This is a genomic window from Janthinobacterium sp. Mn2066, from assembly GCF_049319705.1.
GTDB lineage: Bacteria > Pseudomonadota > Gammaproteobacteria > Burkholderiales > Burkholderiaceae_D > Janthinobacterium.
Window position 1 is genome coordinate 34,300 of sequence record NZ_JBMOUF010000011.1, and the last position, 15,600, is coordinate 49,899.

The 15,600-nt window shown below is 63.5% G+C and carries 13 protein-coding genes; 4 read left to right on the plus strand and 9 right to left on the minus strand.

The window, feature by feature from the left end:
* Positions 1-131 precede the first annotated feature (131 nt).
* The gene (locus ACL9RI_RS20810; RefSeq protein WP_422728395.1) at positions 132-527 is read left to right on the plus strand and encodes a DUF1842 domain-containing protein; all 396 of its coding nucleotides are present in this window, start codon (positions 132-134) and stop codon (positions 525-527) included.
* 163 nt (positions 528-690) lie between these two features.
* Positions 691-1,986 carry a homogentisate 1,2-dioxygenase gene (gene hmgA / locus ACL9RI_RS20815; protein ID WP_422728396.1) on the plus strand — a complete coding sequence of 432 codons (1,296 nt, stop codon included), beginning with the start codon at positions 691-693 and terminating at the stop codon, positions 1,984-1,986.
* Here hmgA and ACL9RI_RS20820 read toward each other — a convergent pair.
* On the minus strand, positions 1,983-2,111 hold the full coding sequence (locus ACL9RI_RS20820) for a hypothetical protein (protein ID WP_422728397.1): 129 nt from the start codon (positions 2,109-2,111) through the stop codon (positions 1,983-1,985). The genes hmgA and ACL9RI_RS20820 overlap by 4 nt on opposite strands.
* A gap of 173 nt (positions 2,112-2,284) precedes the next feature.
* On the opposite strand from ACL9RI_RS20820, the gene ACL9RI_RS20825 reads away from it, so the two are divergent.
* Complete coding sequence (locus ACL9RI_RS20825; RefSeq protein WP_422728398.1) at positions 2,285-4,978, plus strand: polysaccharide deacetylase family protein; 2,694 nt, start codon at positions 2,285-2,287, stop codon at positions 4,976-4,978.
* Between the two features lie 39 nt (positions 4,979-5,017).
* Here the strand turns inward: ACL9RI_RS20825 and ACL9RI_RS20830 are convergent, their stop codons facing one another.
* Positions 5,018-6,190, minus strand: a complete 1,173-nt coding sequence (locus ACL9RI_RS20830) for a response regulator (protein WP_422728399.1) — start codon at positions 6,188-6,190, stop codon at positions 5,018-5,020.
* A gap of 106 nt (positions 6,191-6,296) precedes the next feature.
* Here ACL9RI_RS20830 and ACL9RI_RS20835 point away from each other — a divergent pair, with 106 nt between their 5' ends.
* Positions 6,297-8,363 carry a TonB-dependent receptor gene (locus tag ACL9RI_RS20835; protein WP_422728400.1) on the plus strand — a complete coding sequence of 689 codons (2,067 nt, stop codon included), beginning with the start codon at positions 6,297-6,299 and terminating at the stop codon, positions 8,361-8,363.
* A gap of 9 nt (positions 8,364-8,372) precedes the next feature.
* On the opposite strand, the gene ACL9RI_RS20840 is transcribed toward ACL9RI_RS20835, so the two are convergent.
* The 7 genes from ACL9RI_RS20840 to ACL9RI_RS20870 all read right to left on the minus strand — a co-directional run bounded on the left by ACL9RI_RS20840 (position 8,373) and on the right by ACL9RI_RS20870 (position 15,556).
* Complete coding sequence (locus ACL9RI_RS20840) at positions 8,373-9,566, minus strand: PepSY-associated TM helix domain-containing protein (RefSeq protein ID WP_422728401.1); 1,194 nt, start codon at positions 9,564-9,566, stop codon at positions 8,373-8,375.
* Complete coding sequence (locus tag ACL9RI_RS20845) at positions 9,566-10,852, minus strand: TonB-dependent siderophore receptor (protein ID WP_422728402.1); 1,287 nt, start codon at positions 10,850-10,852, stop codon at positions 9,566-9,568. The genes ACL9RI_RS20840 and ACL9RI_RS20845 overlap by 1 nt, the downstream gene beginning before the upstream one ends.
* Positions 10,852-11,541: a TonB-dependent receptor plug domain-containing protein gene (locus tag ACL9RI_RS20850; RefSeq protein ID WP_422728403.1), complete on the minus strand. Its 690-nt coding sequence runs from the start codon at positions 11,539-11,541 to the stop codon at positions 10,852-10,854. Before ACL9RI_RS20850 ends, ACL9RI_RS20845 begins: the two co-directional genes overlap by 1 nt.
* 101 nt (positions 11,542-11,642) lie before the next feature.
* Positions 11,643-12,632, minus strand: a complete 990-nt coding sequence (locus tag ACL9RI_RS20855; protein WP_422728404.1) for a FecR domain-containing protein — start codon at positions 12,630-12,632, stop codon at positions 11,643-11,645.
* On the minus strand, positions 12,629-13,135 hold the full coding sequence (locus ACL9RI_RS20860) for a sigma-70 family RNA polymerase sigma factor (protein WP_422728405.1): 507 nt from the start codon (positions 13,133-13,135) through the stop codon (positions 12,629-12,631). The genes ACL9RI_RS20855 and ACL9RI_RS20860 overlap by 4 nt, the downstream gene beginning before the upstream one ends.
* A gap of 94 nt (positions 13,136-13,229) precedes the next feature.
* Complete coding sequence (locus ACL9RI_RS20865; protein WP_422728406.1) at positions 13,230-14,348, minus strand: HupE/UreJ family protein; 1,119 nt, start codon at positions 14,346-14,348, stop codon at positions 13,230-13,232.
* Complete coding sequence (locus ACL9RI_RS20870; RefSeq protein ID WP_422728407.1) at positions 14,345-15,556, minus strand: hypothetical protein; 1,212 nt, start codon at positions 15,554-15,556, stop codon at positions 14,345-14,347. Before ACL9RI_RS20870 ends, ACL9RI_RS20865 begins: the two co-directional genes overlap by 4 nt.
* Between the last annotated feature and the right edge of the window lie 44 nt (positions 15,557-15,600).

Genomic DNA, 15,600 nt, shown 5'->3' on the forward strand with positions numbered 1-15,600 from the left:
AATTAACTCTATGATGGCTGGGAGTGCCGAATGCATGCCATCATCGGCAAGGCTGATAGCCAGCGCCTGTCGCAATCCGCGATCTCCTCACGGCTCAGGAATCATCCCTCCCCCAAAAAAAGGAGTAGATAATGGCATCAAATGAATTGAATGAGATCGAACACCTGTATCTGGTCGCAGGCAATCTTGGCTCGCCCGGCGCCCCCATCCTGAATCTGGCCTTGCTCTTCAACTCGGCCGATGGCGCCCTGAGCGGCGAAGCGCTGGTTGCGCAGGCGATTGCTCCGCCAAACGGACGCGTGGTGATTCGTCCCATTAGCGGCGAAGTGCACGGCCTGGGCCTGCAACACTATACCCGCGCGTTCACGCTGAGCGGCGAATACACGGTGTCCGTGCCGCCGCCTGCCATCGGCACCTACCTGGCCAAGTTCACGGCAACCTTCGTCACCGATAATGACTGGGTAGGCCAAGGCAGCTTCACCTACGGCAATCAGACGGTCAAGGATGTGCCGATCAGGCCACGCTGATCACTGCAGCATTGATACCTTGCTAATTTGACCGCCGGCGGCGGCGCCCCTGACAGGGCGCCGCCGTTTTCACGTCTGCTCTGCTGCCGGAAAAGCGGCGTATCATGGGCGAAAAAGCGCGTGCAGGAGACCATATGCAGCATCGGCAAGACAGGGCCGTGGCATGACCACGGCACGTTATCAAAGCGGCTTTGGCAATGAATTTGCCACCGAAGCACTCCCCGGCGCCTTGCCGCAGGGGCAGAATGCGCCCCAGCGCGCGCCCCTGGGGCTGTATGCGGAACAGTTGTCGGGCACGGCGTTCACGGCGCCGCGTGCGCAGAACCGGCGTTCCTGGCTATACCGCATCCGCCCCGCCAGCCAGCACCGGCCGTTCACCTTGCTGGACAATACGCGCATCGCCAGCGATTTTCACCTGATGCCGCCCACGCCGCCTAACCAGCTGCGCTGGGATCCGCTGCCACTGCCGCCGGTGCACGCTGAAACGGACTTCATCGATGGCCTGGTGACGATGGCCGGCAATGGCAGCGCCGAGGCCATGAGCGGCTGCGCGATACACCTGTATGCAGCCAACCGCGCTATGCAGCGGTGTTTTTATTCGGCCGATGGCGAATGGCTGGTCGTGCCGCAGCAGGGCCGGCTGCTGATTGCCACCGAGCTGGGAGTGATCGAACTGGAACCGCAGGAAATCGCCGTCATCCCGCGTGGCGTGCGCTTTCGCGTCAGCCTGCCCGATGGCCAGGCGCGCGGTTATATCTGTGAAAATTTTGGCCCCGCTTTCCGCCTGCCGGAGCTGGGGCCGATCGGCTCGAACGGCCTGGCCAATGCGCGCGACTTTTTAACGCCGCATGCAGCGTATGAGGATGTCGATGGCGAATGTGAACTGGTGGCCAAGTTCGGCGGCCATCTGTGGCGCACCACGCTTGATCATTCACCGCTGGACGTGGTGGCCTGGCATGGCAATTACGCGCCGTATAAATATGATCTGCGCCGCTTCAATACGATCGGCTCGATCAGCTATGACCATCCCGATCCATCGATTTTCCTGGTGCTGCAGGCCCCCGGCGACAACCCGCAACTGGGCGCGATCGATTTTGCGATCTTTCCGCCGCGCTGGCTGGCCGCCGAACACACTTTTCGCCCACCGTGGTTTCACCGCAACGTGGCCAGCGAATTCATGGGCCTGATCCATGGTGTATATGACGCCAAGGCCGCCGGTTTCATGCCGGGCGGCGCCAGCCTGCACAATTGCATGTCGGGCCATGGCCCCGATGCGTTAACGTTTGAAAAAGCCTCGCACAGCGATACGGCCACGCCGGTGAAAGTGGGCGAGACCATGGCTTTCATGTTTGAAACCCGCACCATGCTCCGGCCCACGCCGTTTGCGCTCGATGGCGGCCTGCTGCAAACCGATTATTTCGAATGCTGGCAGGGGCTGCGCAAGCATTTCCGTCCTTAGTCTTCTTCCCAGGCAATAACCGACGCGGCGCCTGACGCTACCCCATTGCCCGCATGTGCGCGCAGTTGCAGCAGCATCAGCGCCATGCCCAGCATCAGCGCACCTGCGCAAAGTTTCTTTTTCATCGTCTGTCCTGTCCCAGAGTGTTGGTGTTGCAGTGCGGCATACATCTTCTATTATATTGCTACTTCAATCAGAGCGGGCTGATCAAATTGCCAAGCGTGCTCTACAATAATGAGCCTTGTGCATTTGCACGGATTTAATTTGCTCAATAGTATGTGAAGGGAATGACTAGCCTGTGACTTCCAAGCCGATCAAGATTGCCGCCACCGTGGTCGTGGCGCTGGCCGCCGGTGCCGGCATCTACACGTTCATGCGTCCTGCCGCGACCGGCACCCCTGTCGCACCGCATGCCGGCGCTCCCGCCACCACGCCGCAAGGCGCCGTGGATGCGGCGGCCATTGCGGCGCAACTGCGCGACTTGCTGGCCAATTTCCGCAAGATTATCGTCTTGCTGGCCGATGAGCAATCGCTGCCGGAGGGCGCCCGCGACCAGGCGCGCAAGGTGGGGCAGAGCCTGTTCCATGAAAACCAGGAACGCATCGCCAAACTGGACGCCATGCTGGACCAGTTGATGGCGTCCGGCAATCCGGGCCGCTTCGAGTCGCTCGACAGTCTGTTAACCTATATCGAGTCGGATCCTGGCCTGTACGATGCCGACCGCCTGGCTTTCCGCGAACTGCTGCAAAGCATGCTGGCCGACGTGGCCAGGGATGGTTCCTTGCCGGCGATCAAGGTGCACAAGCGCATTTCGGAAGACCTCGACGCACTGGGCGAGATCGAGCGCAATTATGAAAAGGAAATCCGCCAGATCTTCGGCAACCTGGGCCAGCGCGCCATCGAGCTCAAGCGCGAACGCTGGGACGATTATGTGGCGCACCTGAAAAAACTGTATAACCGCGAGCAAATCCTCAAGGAAAACGGCATTGTCGTGCCATATGCCGTGCCACCGGGTGGCGCCGTGCCGGACAGCAAAGCGGAAGTAAAAAAGGATGAAGCGGAAATCTTCGGCCTGGGCTTGCCGAAGAAAACCATCGTGCTGAGCTTTGACGACGGCCCGCACCGCCGCTACACGGAAGAAATCAGCGCGATCCTGAAGCAATATGGCGTGCCGGCCGTGTTCTTCAACGTGGGCCGCAACCTGGGCGCCATCGATGCCGAAGGCCACGCCAGGCTGGGGGCGAACGCGGAAGTCGCCCGCAAGTTGATGGCCGAAGGTTATGCCGTGGGCAACCATAGTTTCAGCCATGCGCAATTATCGAAGGAAACGGGCGACAAGCTGAAAGGCGAAATCCTCGGCACCGACACTTTATTGAAAGCCATCAGCCCGGACCGTGCCGCCTTGTTCCGTTTTCCGTACGGTGCGCGCAACAGCGAAGGCATGGCCGCGCTGGCCAGCGCCCACCTGAAATCGGTGATGTGGAATATCGATTCGCTGGACTGGGCCGACCCCGTGCCCAGCTCGATTACAAACCGGGTGCTGGCCTCCGTCGACAAGGCGGGGCGCGGCATCATCCTGTTCCACGACATCCACGAACGCACGGTGAAAGCCTTGCCGGCCGTGCTCGATCGCCTGGTGGCGGAAGGCTATCAATTCGCGGGCTGGGATGGCACCAGTTTCCAGGTGGCAAAAAGCACGGCGCCCGCCGCTGAAAAAGTGCCTGTCAGCACCGGTTACGCCAATTCCTGGGCGGTAGTGATCGGCATCGACGACTACGCCCGCTGGCCCAAGCTGCAATATGCGGTGCGCGACGCCCAGAGCGTGCGCGAAACCCTGATCGAGAAGTTCGGCTTTGCGGCCGAGCGCGTGGTCACCCTGAAGAACGCCGAAGCGACCCGCAACAACATCCTGGCCGCCTTCCACGACAAGCTGGCCCATGGCGGCGTGCAAAGGAATGACCGCATCTTCGTCTTCTTTGCCGGCCACGGCGCCACGCGCAAGCTCAGTTCGGGGCGCGACCTGGGCTATATCGTGCCCGTCGATTCCGACCCGGCGCAGTTTGCCACCGATGCAATCCCGATGACGGAAATCCAGAATATCGCGGAAAGCCTGACGGCCAAGCACGCCTTTTTTGTGATGGACGCCTGTTACAGCGGCCTGGGCCTGACGCGCGGCGCCGGTTCCAGCAACTTTTTGCGTGACAATGCCAGGCGCATCGGCCGGCAAATGCTGACGGCGGGCGGCGGCGACCAGCTGGTGGCCGATGGCGGCCCGAATGGCCACTCGGTGTTTACGTGGACCTTGCTGCAAGGACTGGCGGGCAAGGCCGACCTGAATGGCGATGGCCTGATTACGGCCACGGAACTGGCCGCCTACGTGGCGCCCGCGGTCTCCAGTGTATCGAACCAGACGCCGGCCTTTGGCAGCCTGCCCGGCTCGGAAGGGGGCGACTTCGTGTTTGAATTGCCGGCCGAAACGGAATTCCTCAGCCCGAACACGACCCAGCTGTCGACGGAAGCGATTGCCCTGAACAGCAAGCTGGACGCCAAGCCGGCGGCAGCCAGCGTGACGGTCAAGGATTTGCAGGGCGGCGAGCAAAAGATCGTCACGCCGAGCGCCGTGCCGACCTCGGCGCGCCAGCTGGCGCAGCGGGCCAACGACCGTGGCTTGCAGCTGTACAAGGAAAAACAGTATGCACAGGCGGAAGCGCAATTTACGGAGGCGTTGAAACTGCGGCCTGACTTCGCGCTGGCGGCCAACAACCTGGGTTTTGTGTTCTACAAGCAGGAAAAATACCGGGAAGCGGCCCGCTGGTTTGAAAATACGGTCAAGATGGACCCGTCGCGCGCGATCGCCTATCTGAACCTGGGCGATGCCTACGCCAAGGCGGGCGATGCGGCCAAGGCCAGAACGGCGTATCAGACCTATCTGGAACTGGCGCCCACCTCGGCCACGGCGCCGGCCGTGCGGCAAAAGATGGAGAAGCTCTAGTCTCGTCGGGCTCAGGACTCAGGACTCAGGACTCAGGACTCAGGGCTCAGTGCGCAGCAGCCTGTTGATGGCTGCCAATAAGCTGGTACCGGAGGTGGTGATGAAGCGCGCGCCGGCCGCTTCCGCCTCCGTGCTGTAGAGGGGCGCCGTATCCTTGTTGCAATAGATGATGACGGGCAGCTCGGGTTTCAGCTGGCGCGCCTCGCGCACCGTGTGCACGCCAGCATCCCTGATCGCGCTGCCATTTTCCAGGCGGGCCATGTCCGTGATCATCAGGTCATAGGCCTTCTTTTGCAGCATGGCCAGCGCCTGCCGGCTCGCCACGGCCTGGTCGACCTTGATATTGTCGCGTTCCAGCTGTTCCACCAGCAAGGTGTTCTTGCCCGGATGGTCGTCCACCCACAGCAGATTGTTCAAGGGCTTGACGGCGGCGGGCAGGCTGGCCATGGCGGACACGGCGCTGACGCCACCTGCGCCACCGGGCGGCGTCGCCAGCATCAGCCGCGTCACCGCTTCCTGCAAATCGTCGAGCGATTTCTGCTGCAGGCGGCTCAGTTCGGCCACGTCGATTTCCTTGCCGCTTTCCAGGCGGACCGACTCATTCTTGACGATGCTGTCGGCCCGCTTGATGATGATGGACAGGTATATGCGCGTGAGCAGATAGCCGATCAGGAAACCATGCACGGAAAAAAACAGCATGATGCCGCCCACCACGGCCATGCCTGTCGGCACATCGACTCCCAGGCTGGGGGCAATGAAGGCGGCGATGCTGCGGGCGGTGGCCGGCAGCGATTTGAGCTCGATCAAGCCCACGCCGACGATGATCTTGGTCAGCCAGTCCGATACTTCCACCAGGTTGGAATTGATTTCCATCGGCGTGGGCGTGCCGAGAAACAGGGTATTGCTGGTATTGCCGGGGCCAGTACTGGTGGCCGGCGCCCCGTCGCTGGTCCGCGCCTCGGGTGGCGCGACATTGACCGTGCCCGACGGCAAGGTGCGGGGAATGCCGAACAAGAATCCCAGCAGCATGCCACTGACGCAAAAGCCCAGGCTCCACAGCAGGGCGGGCACGGCCCGGTATTGTGGCGCCAGTGCCGCGCCTGCGATCACGGCCGCGACTCCCGCCAGCAGGATCGATAACAGGATCAATGGCAGCACGTCTTTTTTGCGGGGCGTGCTGTCCTGCCCGCGGATCTTGCCGTTGGTGTCCACAAAAGCTCCTGAATGTACTGAATTTGCTGACAATGTTGAATCCAGATAACACCGCACTCCGTATATAGTTGGGGTGGCTGGTTTCATCATAAAAACTGGGGGCGCAATGCGATTGATAAAAAGCAAACTGGCGACAGCTTTTGGCCTGGCCCTGCTGGCCATGGCCGCTGATGCGGTCGCTGAGGCCGATGCAGTGGACGATGCCGCGCGCACGGTCAGGGTCACAGGCCACTACGACAATGCCGTCGGCACCTCGGATGCGGCCAGCCAGGGCGTCATCACTACTGATCTGATCGTCAATCGGCCCGCCTTGCGCACCGGGGAATTGCTGGAATTCGTGCCTGGCCTGATCGTTACCCAGCATAGCGGCGACGGCAAGGCCAACCAGTATTTCCTGCGCGGCTTCAATCTCGACCACGGCACCGATTTCGCCACCTACATCGATGGCATGCCCGTCAATATGCGCACGCATGCACATGGGCAAGGTTATTCCGATCTCAATTTCCTGATTCCCGAACTGGTGCAGCGCATCGATTACAAGAAGGGGCCGTATTTTGCCTCCGAAGGTGATTTCGCCTCGGCCGGCAGCGCGCATATCCGCCTGGCCGATAAATTGCCGCAAGGACAGGCCAGCATTTCCGCTGGCCAGCACGGCTATCTGCGCGGCGTGGTGGCCGATTCCGGCGATGCGGGGCCGGGCACCTTGCTGTATGGCCTGGAAGTGAACCGCAACAATGGCCCCTGGGATAGCCCGGAGCAGGTGCGCAAATACAGCGGTGTGCTGCGCTACAGCCAGGGCACGCAGGATGACGGCTTCAACGTGACGGCCATGGCGTATAAAAACAGCTGGAATTCCACCGACCAGATACCGCAGCGGGCGGTAGACGCCGGCTTGATCGGCCGCTTTGGCGCGCTCGACCCCAGCGATGGCGGCAATACGGCGCGCTACAGCCTGTCCTACGCCCTGCGCAAGCGCACCGATAACCGGTTGTTCGAGTTCGATGCCTATCTGATCCGTTCGCGGCTGGACCTGTACAGCAATTTCACCTATTTTCTCGATCACCCGGAACAGGGCGACCAGTTCCAGCAAAGCGAACGGCGCACGGTGGCCGGCTTCAATATGAGCGAAAGCTGGAACACGCAGCTGGCGGGACTGTCCATGCGCAACAAGCTGGGCCTGCAAGGCCGCTACGACTGGCTCTCGCCGGTCGGCCTGTACGACACGCTGGACAGGGTGCGGCAAAGTACGGTGCGCGAAGACACGGTGCGCGAGGGTAGCCTGGGCCTGTATGGCGAAAGCACGGTGTCATGGCTGCCGTGGCTGCGTTCGGTAGCAGCTGTGCGCTATGACGCCTACCGCTTCAAGGTGAACAGCAGCATCGACGGCGATAGCGGCACGGCCAATGACCATGTGGTCTCGCCCAAGCTGTCCCTGATCTTCGGTCCCTGGAGCAAGACAGAATTTTTTGCCAACTATGGCAAGGGTTTTCACAGCAATGACGCGCGCGGCACCACGCAAACGCGCCTGTCCGACGGCAGCGCCTCGTCGCCCGTCACGCCGCTGGTGCCGACCAAGGGCATGGAACTGGGGGCGCGCACGGAATGGCTGCCTGGCCTGCAAAGCTCGCTGGCGCTGTGGCGCCTCGATATCGCCTCGGAACTGCTGTTCGTGGGCGACGCGGGCGAAACGGAACCGAGCCGCGCCAGCCGCCGCCACGGCATCGAGTGGAACAACCACTATATTGCCGCGCCGTGGCTGCTGTTCGACCTGGACCTGGCCGCCTCGCGCTCGCGCTATACGCAGGACGACCCGGCCGGCAACTACATTCCGGGTGCTATCGACAAGGTGGCCTCGTTTGGCGTGACGGTGAGCGACCAGGGCCCGTGGTCGGGCGCCTTCCAGCTGCGCTACTTCGGTCCGCGTCCGCTGATCGAAGACAACTCCGTGCGCTCGGCCTCGACCACCCTGGCGTATGCGAGAGTAGGCTACCAGCTCAACCGCAAGACGCGCATCTCGCTCGACGTTTTTAATCTGTTCGACAAGCGGGCCAGCGACATCGATTACTACTACGCCTCGCGCCTGCCCGGCGAAGCGGTCGAAGGCGTCAACGACCGGCATTTTCATCCGGTCGAACCGAGGTCGGTGCGCTTGAGCCTGGCGTATGCTTTTTAAGTCCGGGTTTCAAGCCCGTTTGGCCTTGGCTTGCCCCTGGCGCTTGCGGCGCCAGACCAGCACGCCCGTCACGCTCAGGCCCGCCACGGCCATGCCCATGGCGCAGATCAACAGTTTGAAGGGCCAGCCCCACATCGACGCCATGTGCAGCGCGCTGATCCAGCTGCGGATGGTGTCGCCGCTGGCCGTGCCGGTCGGCAGCCAGGTGGCCAGCTGTTTACCGCTGACGGCGTCAAAGATCACGGTGGTCAGTCCCTTCTGTTCGCGCACGTCGCGGCTGCTGCGCACCTTGTAGCTGTACACCCCCAGGCTGCGTTCATGGGACAGGGCGTTTTCCTCGATAATCAAAAAATGCTGCTGGTCCGCCAGGCCGGCCATCAGCACGCGTCCCCGCGCGCGCGCCGCAGGCCAGTCCAAGTGGGGCGCCGATGACGGGCTATGCGCGGCCAGCACTTCCTCGACCGGCTGGTGGGGGAAAATCGGCTTCATCACGGCCGCATAGACGTCATACAGATTGAATGCCACGCCGCTCCAGGCGAATACCAGCAGCATGGCCCACAGCCACAAGCCGCCCGCGCGGTGCAGGTCGAACACCAGTTTATAGCGGCCGCCGTGGCGGCGCAGCAGCCAGGAAGGACGCCAGCGCCGCAGCCAGGGTTTGGCGCCCGGACTGCGTTGCTTCAGCCGCGCAGGGAAGGTCAGGGCGGCGCCGATAAAGCAGTCTACCGTCCACAACATGGCGATCAGGCCAAACACCAGCAAACCCGTATCGCCCAGCGCCAGCGCGTCATGCAGGCGTTCGATAAAGGGCAGCAGGTTGATCAGCCCTTCGCTGATCTCGCCCCAGCGCCGCTGGCCCAAAATCGCGCCCGTGTACGGGTCGACAAACACTTCATCGCTGGCCAGCGGGGCATCGTCGCGGTGGGGCAGGTAAAACTGCATGCTGTGGCCGGCCGGCGCCGACAGCGGTGCGTAGCTGATCTGCGCCTGCGGGAAGTGCGTCGCTACCCGCTCGCGCAGCAGCAGGGCGTCCAGCGGCGCCGCGCCCGGCGCAGGCGGCGTGACGCGAAAGACGCCCGGCAGCAGCGCGCCTTCCAATTCATCCTTCCACGCCAGCAGGCTGCCCGTCAGGCCGGCCACGATCAAAAAGCCGGCCATCAGCAGGCCGGCATAGCGGTGCAGCGCTGCCAAGAATGGACGCATTAGAACCGGTACATGGCGCTGACGTTGGCGGTGCGCTCCGCATTGCGGTAGCACAGGCCGGGCAGGTAGCCGCAGTCATACAGCGATTGCTTGTTCAGCAGGTTGTTGAGGTTCAGGGAAAACTGCCATGGTCCGCGCGTGACACCGAGTGCCGCGTCCCACTGCGTGATGCCGCCATTGCGGAGATTGAGGTTGTCGCCGTCGGAATTGGAGCGCATGGCGCCCAGGAAGCGCATGCCCAGCGCCGCGTAGGCGGGCAGCGTATCGGCTACATTAAATGCCTGCCGGGCCCAGGCCGACGCGCTGTGGCGCGGTGCGCCTGCTTGCTGCAAGCCCTGGTCGCCATTCGTGCTTTTATTGATGTTGGTGTCCAGGTAGGTGTACTGGGCGATCAGGCTCAGATGGCTGGCGAACTCGGTGCGCGCTTCCAGTTCCAGCCCGCGGGAGGTGACTTGCCCTGTCTGCAGCAGGAAACCCGGATTGCCGATGGCGGCGGTGGAGACGTTGTTGCGCACCAGGTCGAACACGGCCGCCGTGTAGCTGGCGCGCTGGCCCACCGGTTCGTAACGCACCCCGGCCTCCACTTGCTTGCCGCGCGACGGTTTCAGGGGGCCGCCATCGGCTGCCTTGCCCAGTTCAGGCGAAAACGAACTGGCATAGCTGACGTAAGGCGCCCAGCCATTGTCGAACAGGTAGACGGCGCCCAGACGGCCGGTGGTGGCCGATGGCGACAGTGCGTAGTCGGGCTGCACCGCGCCGGTCAGCACATTGGTGGTGGTTTGCGATTGCGTGGCCTTGTCGCGGCGCAGGCCTGCCGTGACCACCCAGCGGTCCCATTTCAGCTGGTCTTGCGCATACAGGCCCAGCTGGCGCGCAGGCGCGTAGACGATGGTGGGTTTGGTCGAGGGCCGCTTGATCTGCTTTGCATATACGGGATGGTAGAGGTCGAGCGGCGCGATAAAGCCGACCTGGTAAATATAATCGTCGGTATTGCGGAAGTTTGCATAGTCCGCACCCAGCAAGACATGGTGGCGCAGGGCGCCGCTGGCGAAATGGCCTTGCAGCTGGGTGTCGGCCAGCACGCTGGTCGATTCCGTGTCGACCGGACGGAAATAGCGTTTGACGATGCCATCGTCGCTCAGGCCCAGCGGGAACATGTCGGTGCGCTCGTTGTTCAGGCGTGTGTAGCGCAGGTTCTGGTGCAAGGTCCAGGTGTCGTTGAATTTGTGTTCGAACTCGTAGCCCAGCATGGTATTGCTGCGCTTGAAGCGGTTGTCGTAGCCCATCAGGTTGACGTGCGGGTCGACCTGGCCGTGTGGACCCGGCCCAGCGGGCGCTGGTTGGGCGTCACGCCGGCCGTGTAGCGCAGGGTTTCATCGAGCGATTCGGCATGGCGGTCGCTGATTTCATCGGCCGTGACGACGGAGACCGATTGCGGATTTTCATTCAGCGCCGTATCGGTCTTGGTGGCCGAACTGCTGCGCCGCGCCACATAGCCACGCACGGGGCCGGTGGCCGTCTCGCGCTCCAGCGCGGCGTTGACGGTGATGGCGGGCAGGGTGGCGGCAGCCGTATCGCCTGACGCCGTGCTGGCCGTCGATGCGGCTTGCGCGCGCAGCGCATAGGCGCCATTCGCGCCAGCTACCAGGCGCAGGCCCTGGCCGCGCAACAAGGCCTCAAAACCCTGGCGCACCGTGTAGCTGCCGCTTAAGCCCTGGCTGCTTTTACCCTGCAGCAGCGCCGCATCGGCCGACAGTTCCACCCCGGCCGCGCTGGCAAAGCGGGTCAACGTCCGTTCCAGCGAGCCGGCCGGTATCGCGTAAGTGCGCCTGGCTTCGGCGCTGTCCAATGTTTGTGCGCGGGCGCCGGACGCCGTGAACGCCAGGGCGCCATAGGCGGCGCCGGCCAGGAACAGGGCCTGGATGGCAATGGCAGATGGTCGCAGATTGGTCGGCGCGGGTGGGCGAGCGGTCATGGGGTGTCCTTATACGGTGAGAAGAAATGTTTGTTCTTCCCGTATTCCGAACGAGACAAGAAAACCCTCAACTTATTTTGAATTTATTTTGAATTTATTTTTCAGGCAGCCGGGCGCGCACCCAGCGTGACCCAGAAGCGCGTGCGGTAGCGCAGTTGTACGGGCAGGCTCAGTGCCAGGTTGTCCAGCGAGCGGTCGGTATCGCGCAAGGAATACACGCCCGTCACGCGCAGATCGGCGACGTCTTCATCGCAGCGCAGCACGCCGTGGCGGTAGCGGCCGAATTCCGCGACCAGGTCGGCCAGGCGCATGCGTTCGGCCACCAGCCTGCCTTGGGTCCAGGCCGCAGCGCTGTCTTCGACGGCGGCCACCTCGTGCACGGCATGGATGCCGTACGTGCCGCGCTGGCCCGCCTGCAGGCGTACGCCGGCCATATTGGCTTGTGCCGGCCACAGTTCGACCAGCCCCTGGAACACGGCCACCGTGCTCAGGCCATCGCCGGCACGCACGCTGAAGCGCGTGCCCAGCGCGGTGGCGGTGCCCTGGTCGGTTTGTACCAGCAGCGGCCGGTGGATGGCCGCCGTATCGGGCGCGCTGGTCACCAGGATGGTCCCGCTGCGCAGCACGATGCGCCGTTCGCCGTCGCTGTAGCGCACATCGATGGCGCTGGCCGTGTCGAGCACCACGCGCGTGCCGTCGACCAGCAGCACTTCGCGCACCTCGCCCAAGGCCGTGCGGTAATCGGCGGTACTGCGCTGCCACATGCCCGATTCGTGCAGCAGGAAGGCCGAGCCGCCACTGGCGATCACCAGGCCGAGCAGCTGCAGCGCGCGGCGGCGGTCAACACCGGTACGGCGCGGGGTAGTCGATAGCGCGCCTTGTGCCACCGTACGAGGGATAGCGTCAAATTGCTGCGTGAAGCGTTGCAGCCGGTCCCAGGCCCGTTCGTGTTCAGGGTGGGCGGCGCGCCACCCGGCGCAGGCGGCGGCGTCAGCTTCGCTGGCGTCTTCAGCCCACAAGCGCGCCATCCATTCGGCGGCGCGCTGCATGATGGCTGGAGGGATGGGCGTATTGTCCACCAGACTATTCATGGCTGCGCTGCACAGCAGGCCAGCAGCGCGCGCACCATGTATTTTTCCACCGACGATACGGAGACATCGAGGCGCAGCGCAATTTCGCGGTAGTCCAGGCCATCGACCTTGCACAGCAAGAAAGCCTGGCGTACCTTGGCCGGCAGGCGCGCCAGGATGGTGTCGATTTCCACCAGCGCTTCGATGATCAGCGCATGCATTTCGGGCGAGGGGACGGCGGTTTCCGGCATGGCGCGCACCGCCTCCAGGTAGGCCGCTTCGATATGCCGGCGCCGGAACAGGTCGACCACCAGGCCGTTGGCGATCTGCGCCAGCTGCTGGCGCGACTCTTCAGGCTGGGGCGTGCTGCCGCGCGTGATGATGCGCAAATAGGTGTCATGCGCCAGGTCGGCCGCATCGAAGGCATTGCCCAATTTGCGGCGCAGCCAGCCCTGCAGCCAGCCATGGTGGTCGCTATACAGCACCTTGATTTGCTGATGCAGTTCCAATTCGGGGTGAACCATGCAAGCTTTCTGTGCCATGGTCCGGCTGGACGGATGGACTTCGATGCAATTGAGAATGATTCGTATTGTATCCTGAAAGCGCGGTGATGGGAGATCAGCTTGAGATCAGTTTCATGTCGGCCACCCGCTCCAGCAGCCAGATGGCGGCGATGATGGCGATCAGCAGGGAACCCACCGTCATCAGCTGGCGGTAAAACCAGGTCTTGCGCAGCAGCCAGGCGAGGGGCAGGAAGACGGCGACGATGGCCAGCTGGCCGATTTCCACGCCCACATTGAAGCCGAACAGGCTGGCCACCAGCGACGATTGCGGCAAGCCCAGGTCCAGCAGCACGCTGGCAAACCCAAAACCGTGGATCAGGCCGAAGACAAAGGCGGCCACCGGACGCCGGCCCCGAAATAGCGGGAACAGGTTGTTCAGGGCGGCCAGCACCACGGAAGCGGCAATCGCCGACTCCACCCAGCGCGAAGGCAGCGAAATGACGGACAGGCTGGCCAGGGTCAGGGTGATCGAGTGGGCCAGGGTGAAGGCGGTGACGACCTTCAATACATCGAAAAAGGCGGCTTTCAAGCCTTGCTGCTGCTCGCGGGCTGCCGGCAGCAGCACCGCCGGCAGCAGCAGGGACAGCAAGAATAAAATGTGGTCATAGCCTATCCAGATATGCCAGATGCCGTGTTTCACGTAGGCGCCGAACTGGGCCAGGCGGTCGGGCGTGGTCAGCGACAGGGTCTGGCGGGGGCTGTCCGGGTCGAAGATGGCCGTTTGCGTGTGGCCGCCGCTGCGCAGTTTCAGCAAGCCCTTGTGCTGCGGGTCGAGGTCGGCAAACAGGGTGTAGCCGATGGACAGGCTGGTGGGCGTGGCGCCCGGACACAGGCCATGAAAGCGCAGCACGTTATACGCGCCATCGGTATGCTCGTCGATCAGTTGCTGCGTGACTTGCAGCGGGCACGCGCCCTGGCTGCTGGCCACTTGCAGCCGCTGCAGCGCATACGCGGCGATGGCGGCGTGGCGGGCGCGGATTTCATCCCAGGTCAGCTCGCCGTCGCCATTGCCATCGAGGCCGATGGCGAAATCGAGGTCGCGCAAGGCGATATCCCATTGGCCGTCGATCTGCTGGCCGTGGACATCGATGCCCAGGTAGCTGTCGCTGGGCTTGTGCGCCTGCGCGCAATTGAGGCAGCTGAAGAACGCCAGGCAAAGCAGGAATTTCTTCATGCCGCACCCCGCTGGCTGGCCGAACCGAGCTTTTGCCCATCCTGTGCGCCCAGTTTTTTCACCAGCGCCTGCAAGGCCACGTCTTCCACCTGATGGAGGTTGATCCATTCCAGCACGGGCGCGGCGGCCGGGTAGTCGCGCGCGGCCAGCGCGGCTTCGAGCAGGATGCGCATATCGGGCACTTCCTTCTGGATAGCCCAGTTCTTTTGCGCCAGTTGCACGGCGCCGTGTGGATCGTGCTGCAGCAATAGCGCAAAACGCGCCTGTTCGCGCTGGTGCACGGTATCGCCGCGCTGCATGGCGGCGTTGAAGCGGGCTGTCAATTCATCGGTCGCCGTTGCCAGGGCCGCGGCTTGCCCGGGCACCGCCTGCAGCGCCAGGGCATAGCGCAGCAGCAGGGCGTCGATGCGCTGCTGGTCTTTCAGCAGCTTGATCACTTCCAGCGGCCGCTGCTGGTCGAGCAAAAAGTCGCTGTAGGCGCCCAGCAGATAGCTGTCGCGCGGGTGCTGGGCCAGCGCCTGGCGGTAGCGGGTCTCGGCCAGCGCCGTTTCACCGCGCCGCGTGGCCATTTCGGCCAGCAGGGTCAGGGCCCAGCTTTCCATTTCGGGTGCGGCGCCCGTGCTGCGGCGCAGGGTCAGATCCAGCAATTGCTCGCTCTTGGCGGCGCGGCCCGTCACGCCGGCCACATTGGCGATGCAGGTCACGGTGACCAGTTGCGCGGTGAAGGCCGATAAACGGGCGCAATCGGCGGTGGCCTTGCTGTAATTGCCTTGCACGGTCAGCACGGTGGCGCGCGTCAGCCAGGCCTGGCCATTGGCGGGTTCCTGCGCAATGACGGCGTCCAGGTCTTGCAGGGCGGCGTCAAACTGGTGGGTGCTTTGCAAAATCGTCGCGCGCAGCAGGCGCACGGGTGCGGGCGGCGCCGTTTGCCGCCACCACGGCGCCAGCGCCGCCTGCGCATAACCGAGGTAGCGCGGATCGGTTTCGCTGCGGGCCAGGCCGATATAACGCTGCGCCAGGCTGGTCGCCAGCGCCATGTCTTGCGGCGTGGCGCTCAGGCGCGCGCGCAAGGCCCGCAATTCGATCTGCGTGGCGTCGGCGCGGCGTGGCAAGTGTTCGATGACGGCGCTGCCATCTTTCGGTATATAGGGCGCAGCTTGTACTGCACTGGCCAGTCCAGCACAGAACATGAATACGGGTATTCTCATCGCGGACGCTTTCGGGCGAGCGGTGGAGGGCACAGGCATCGGGA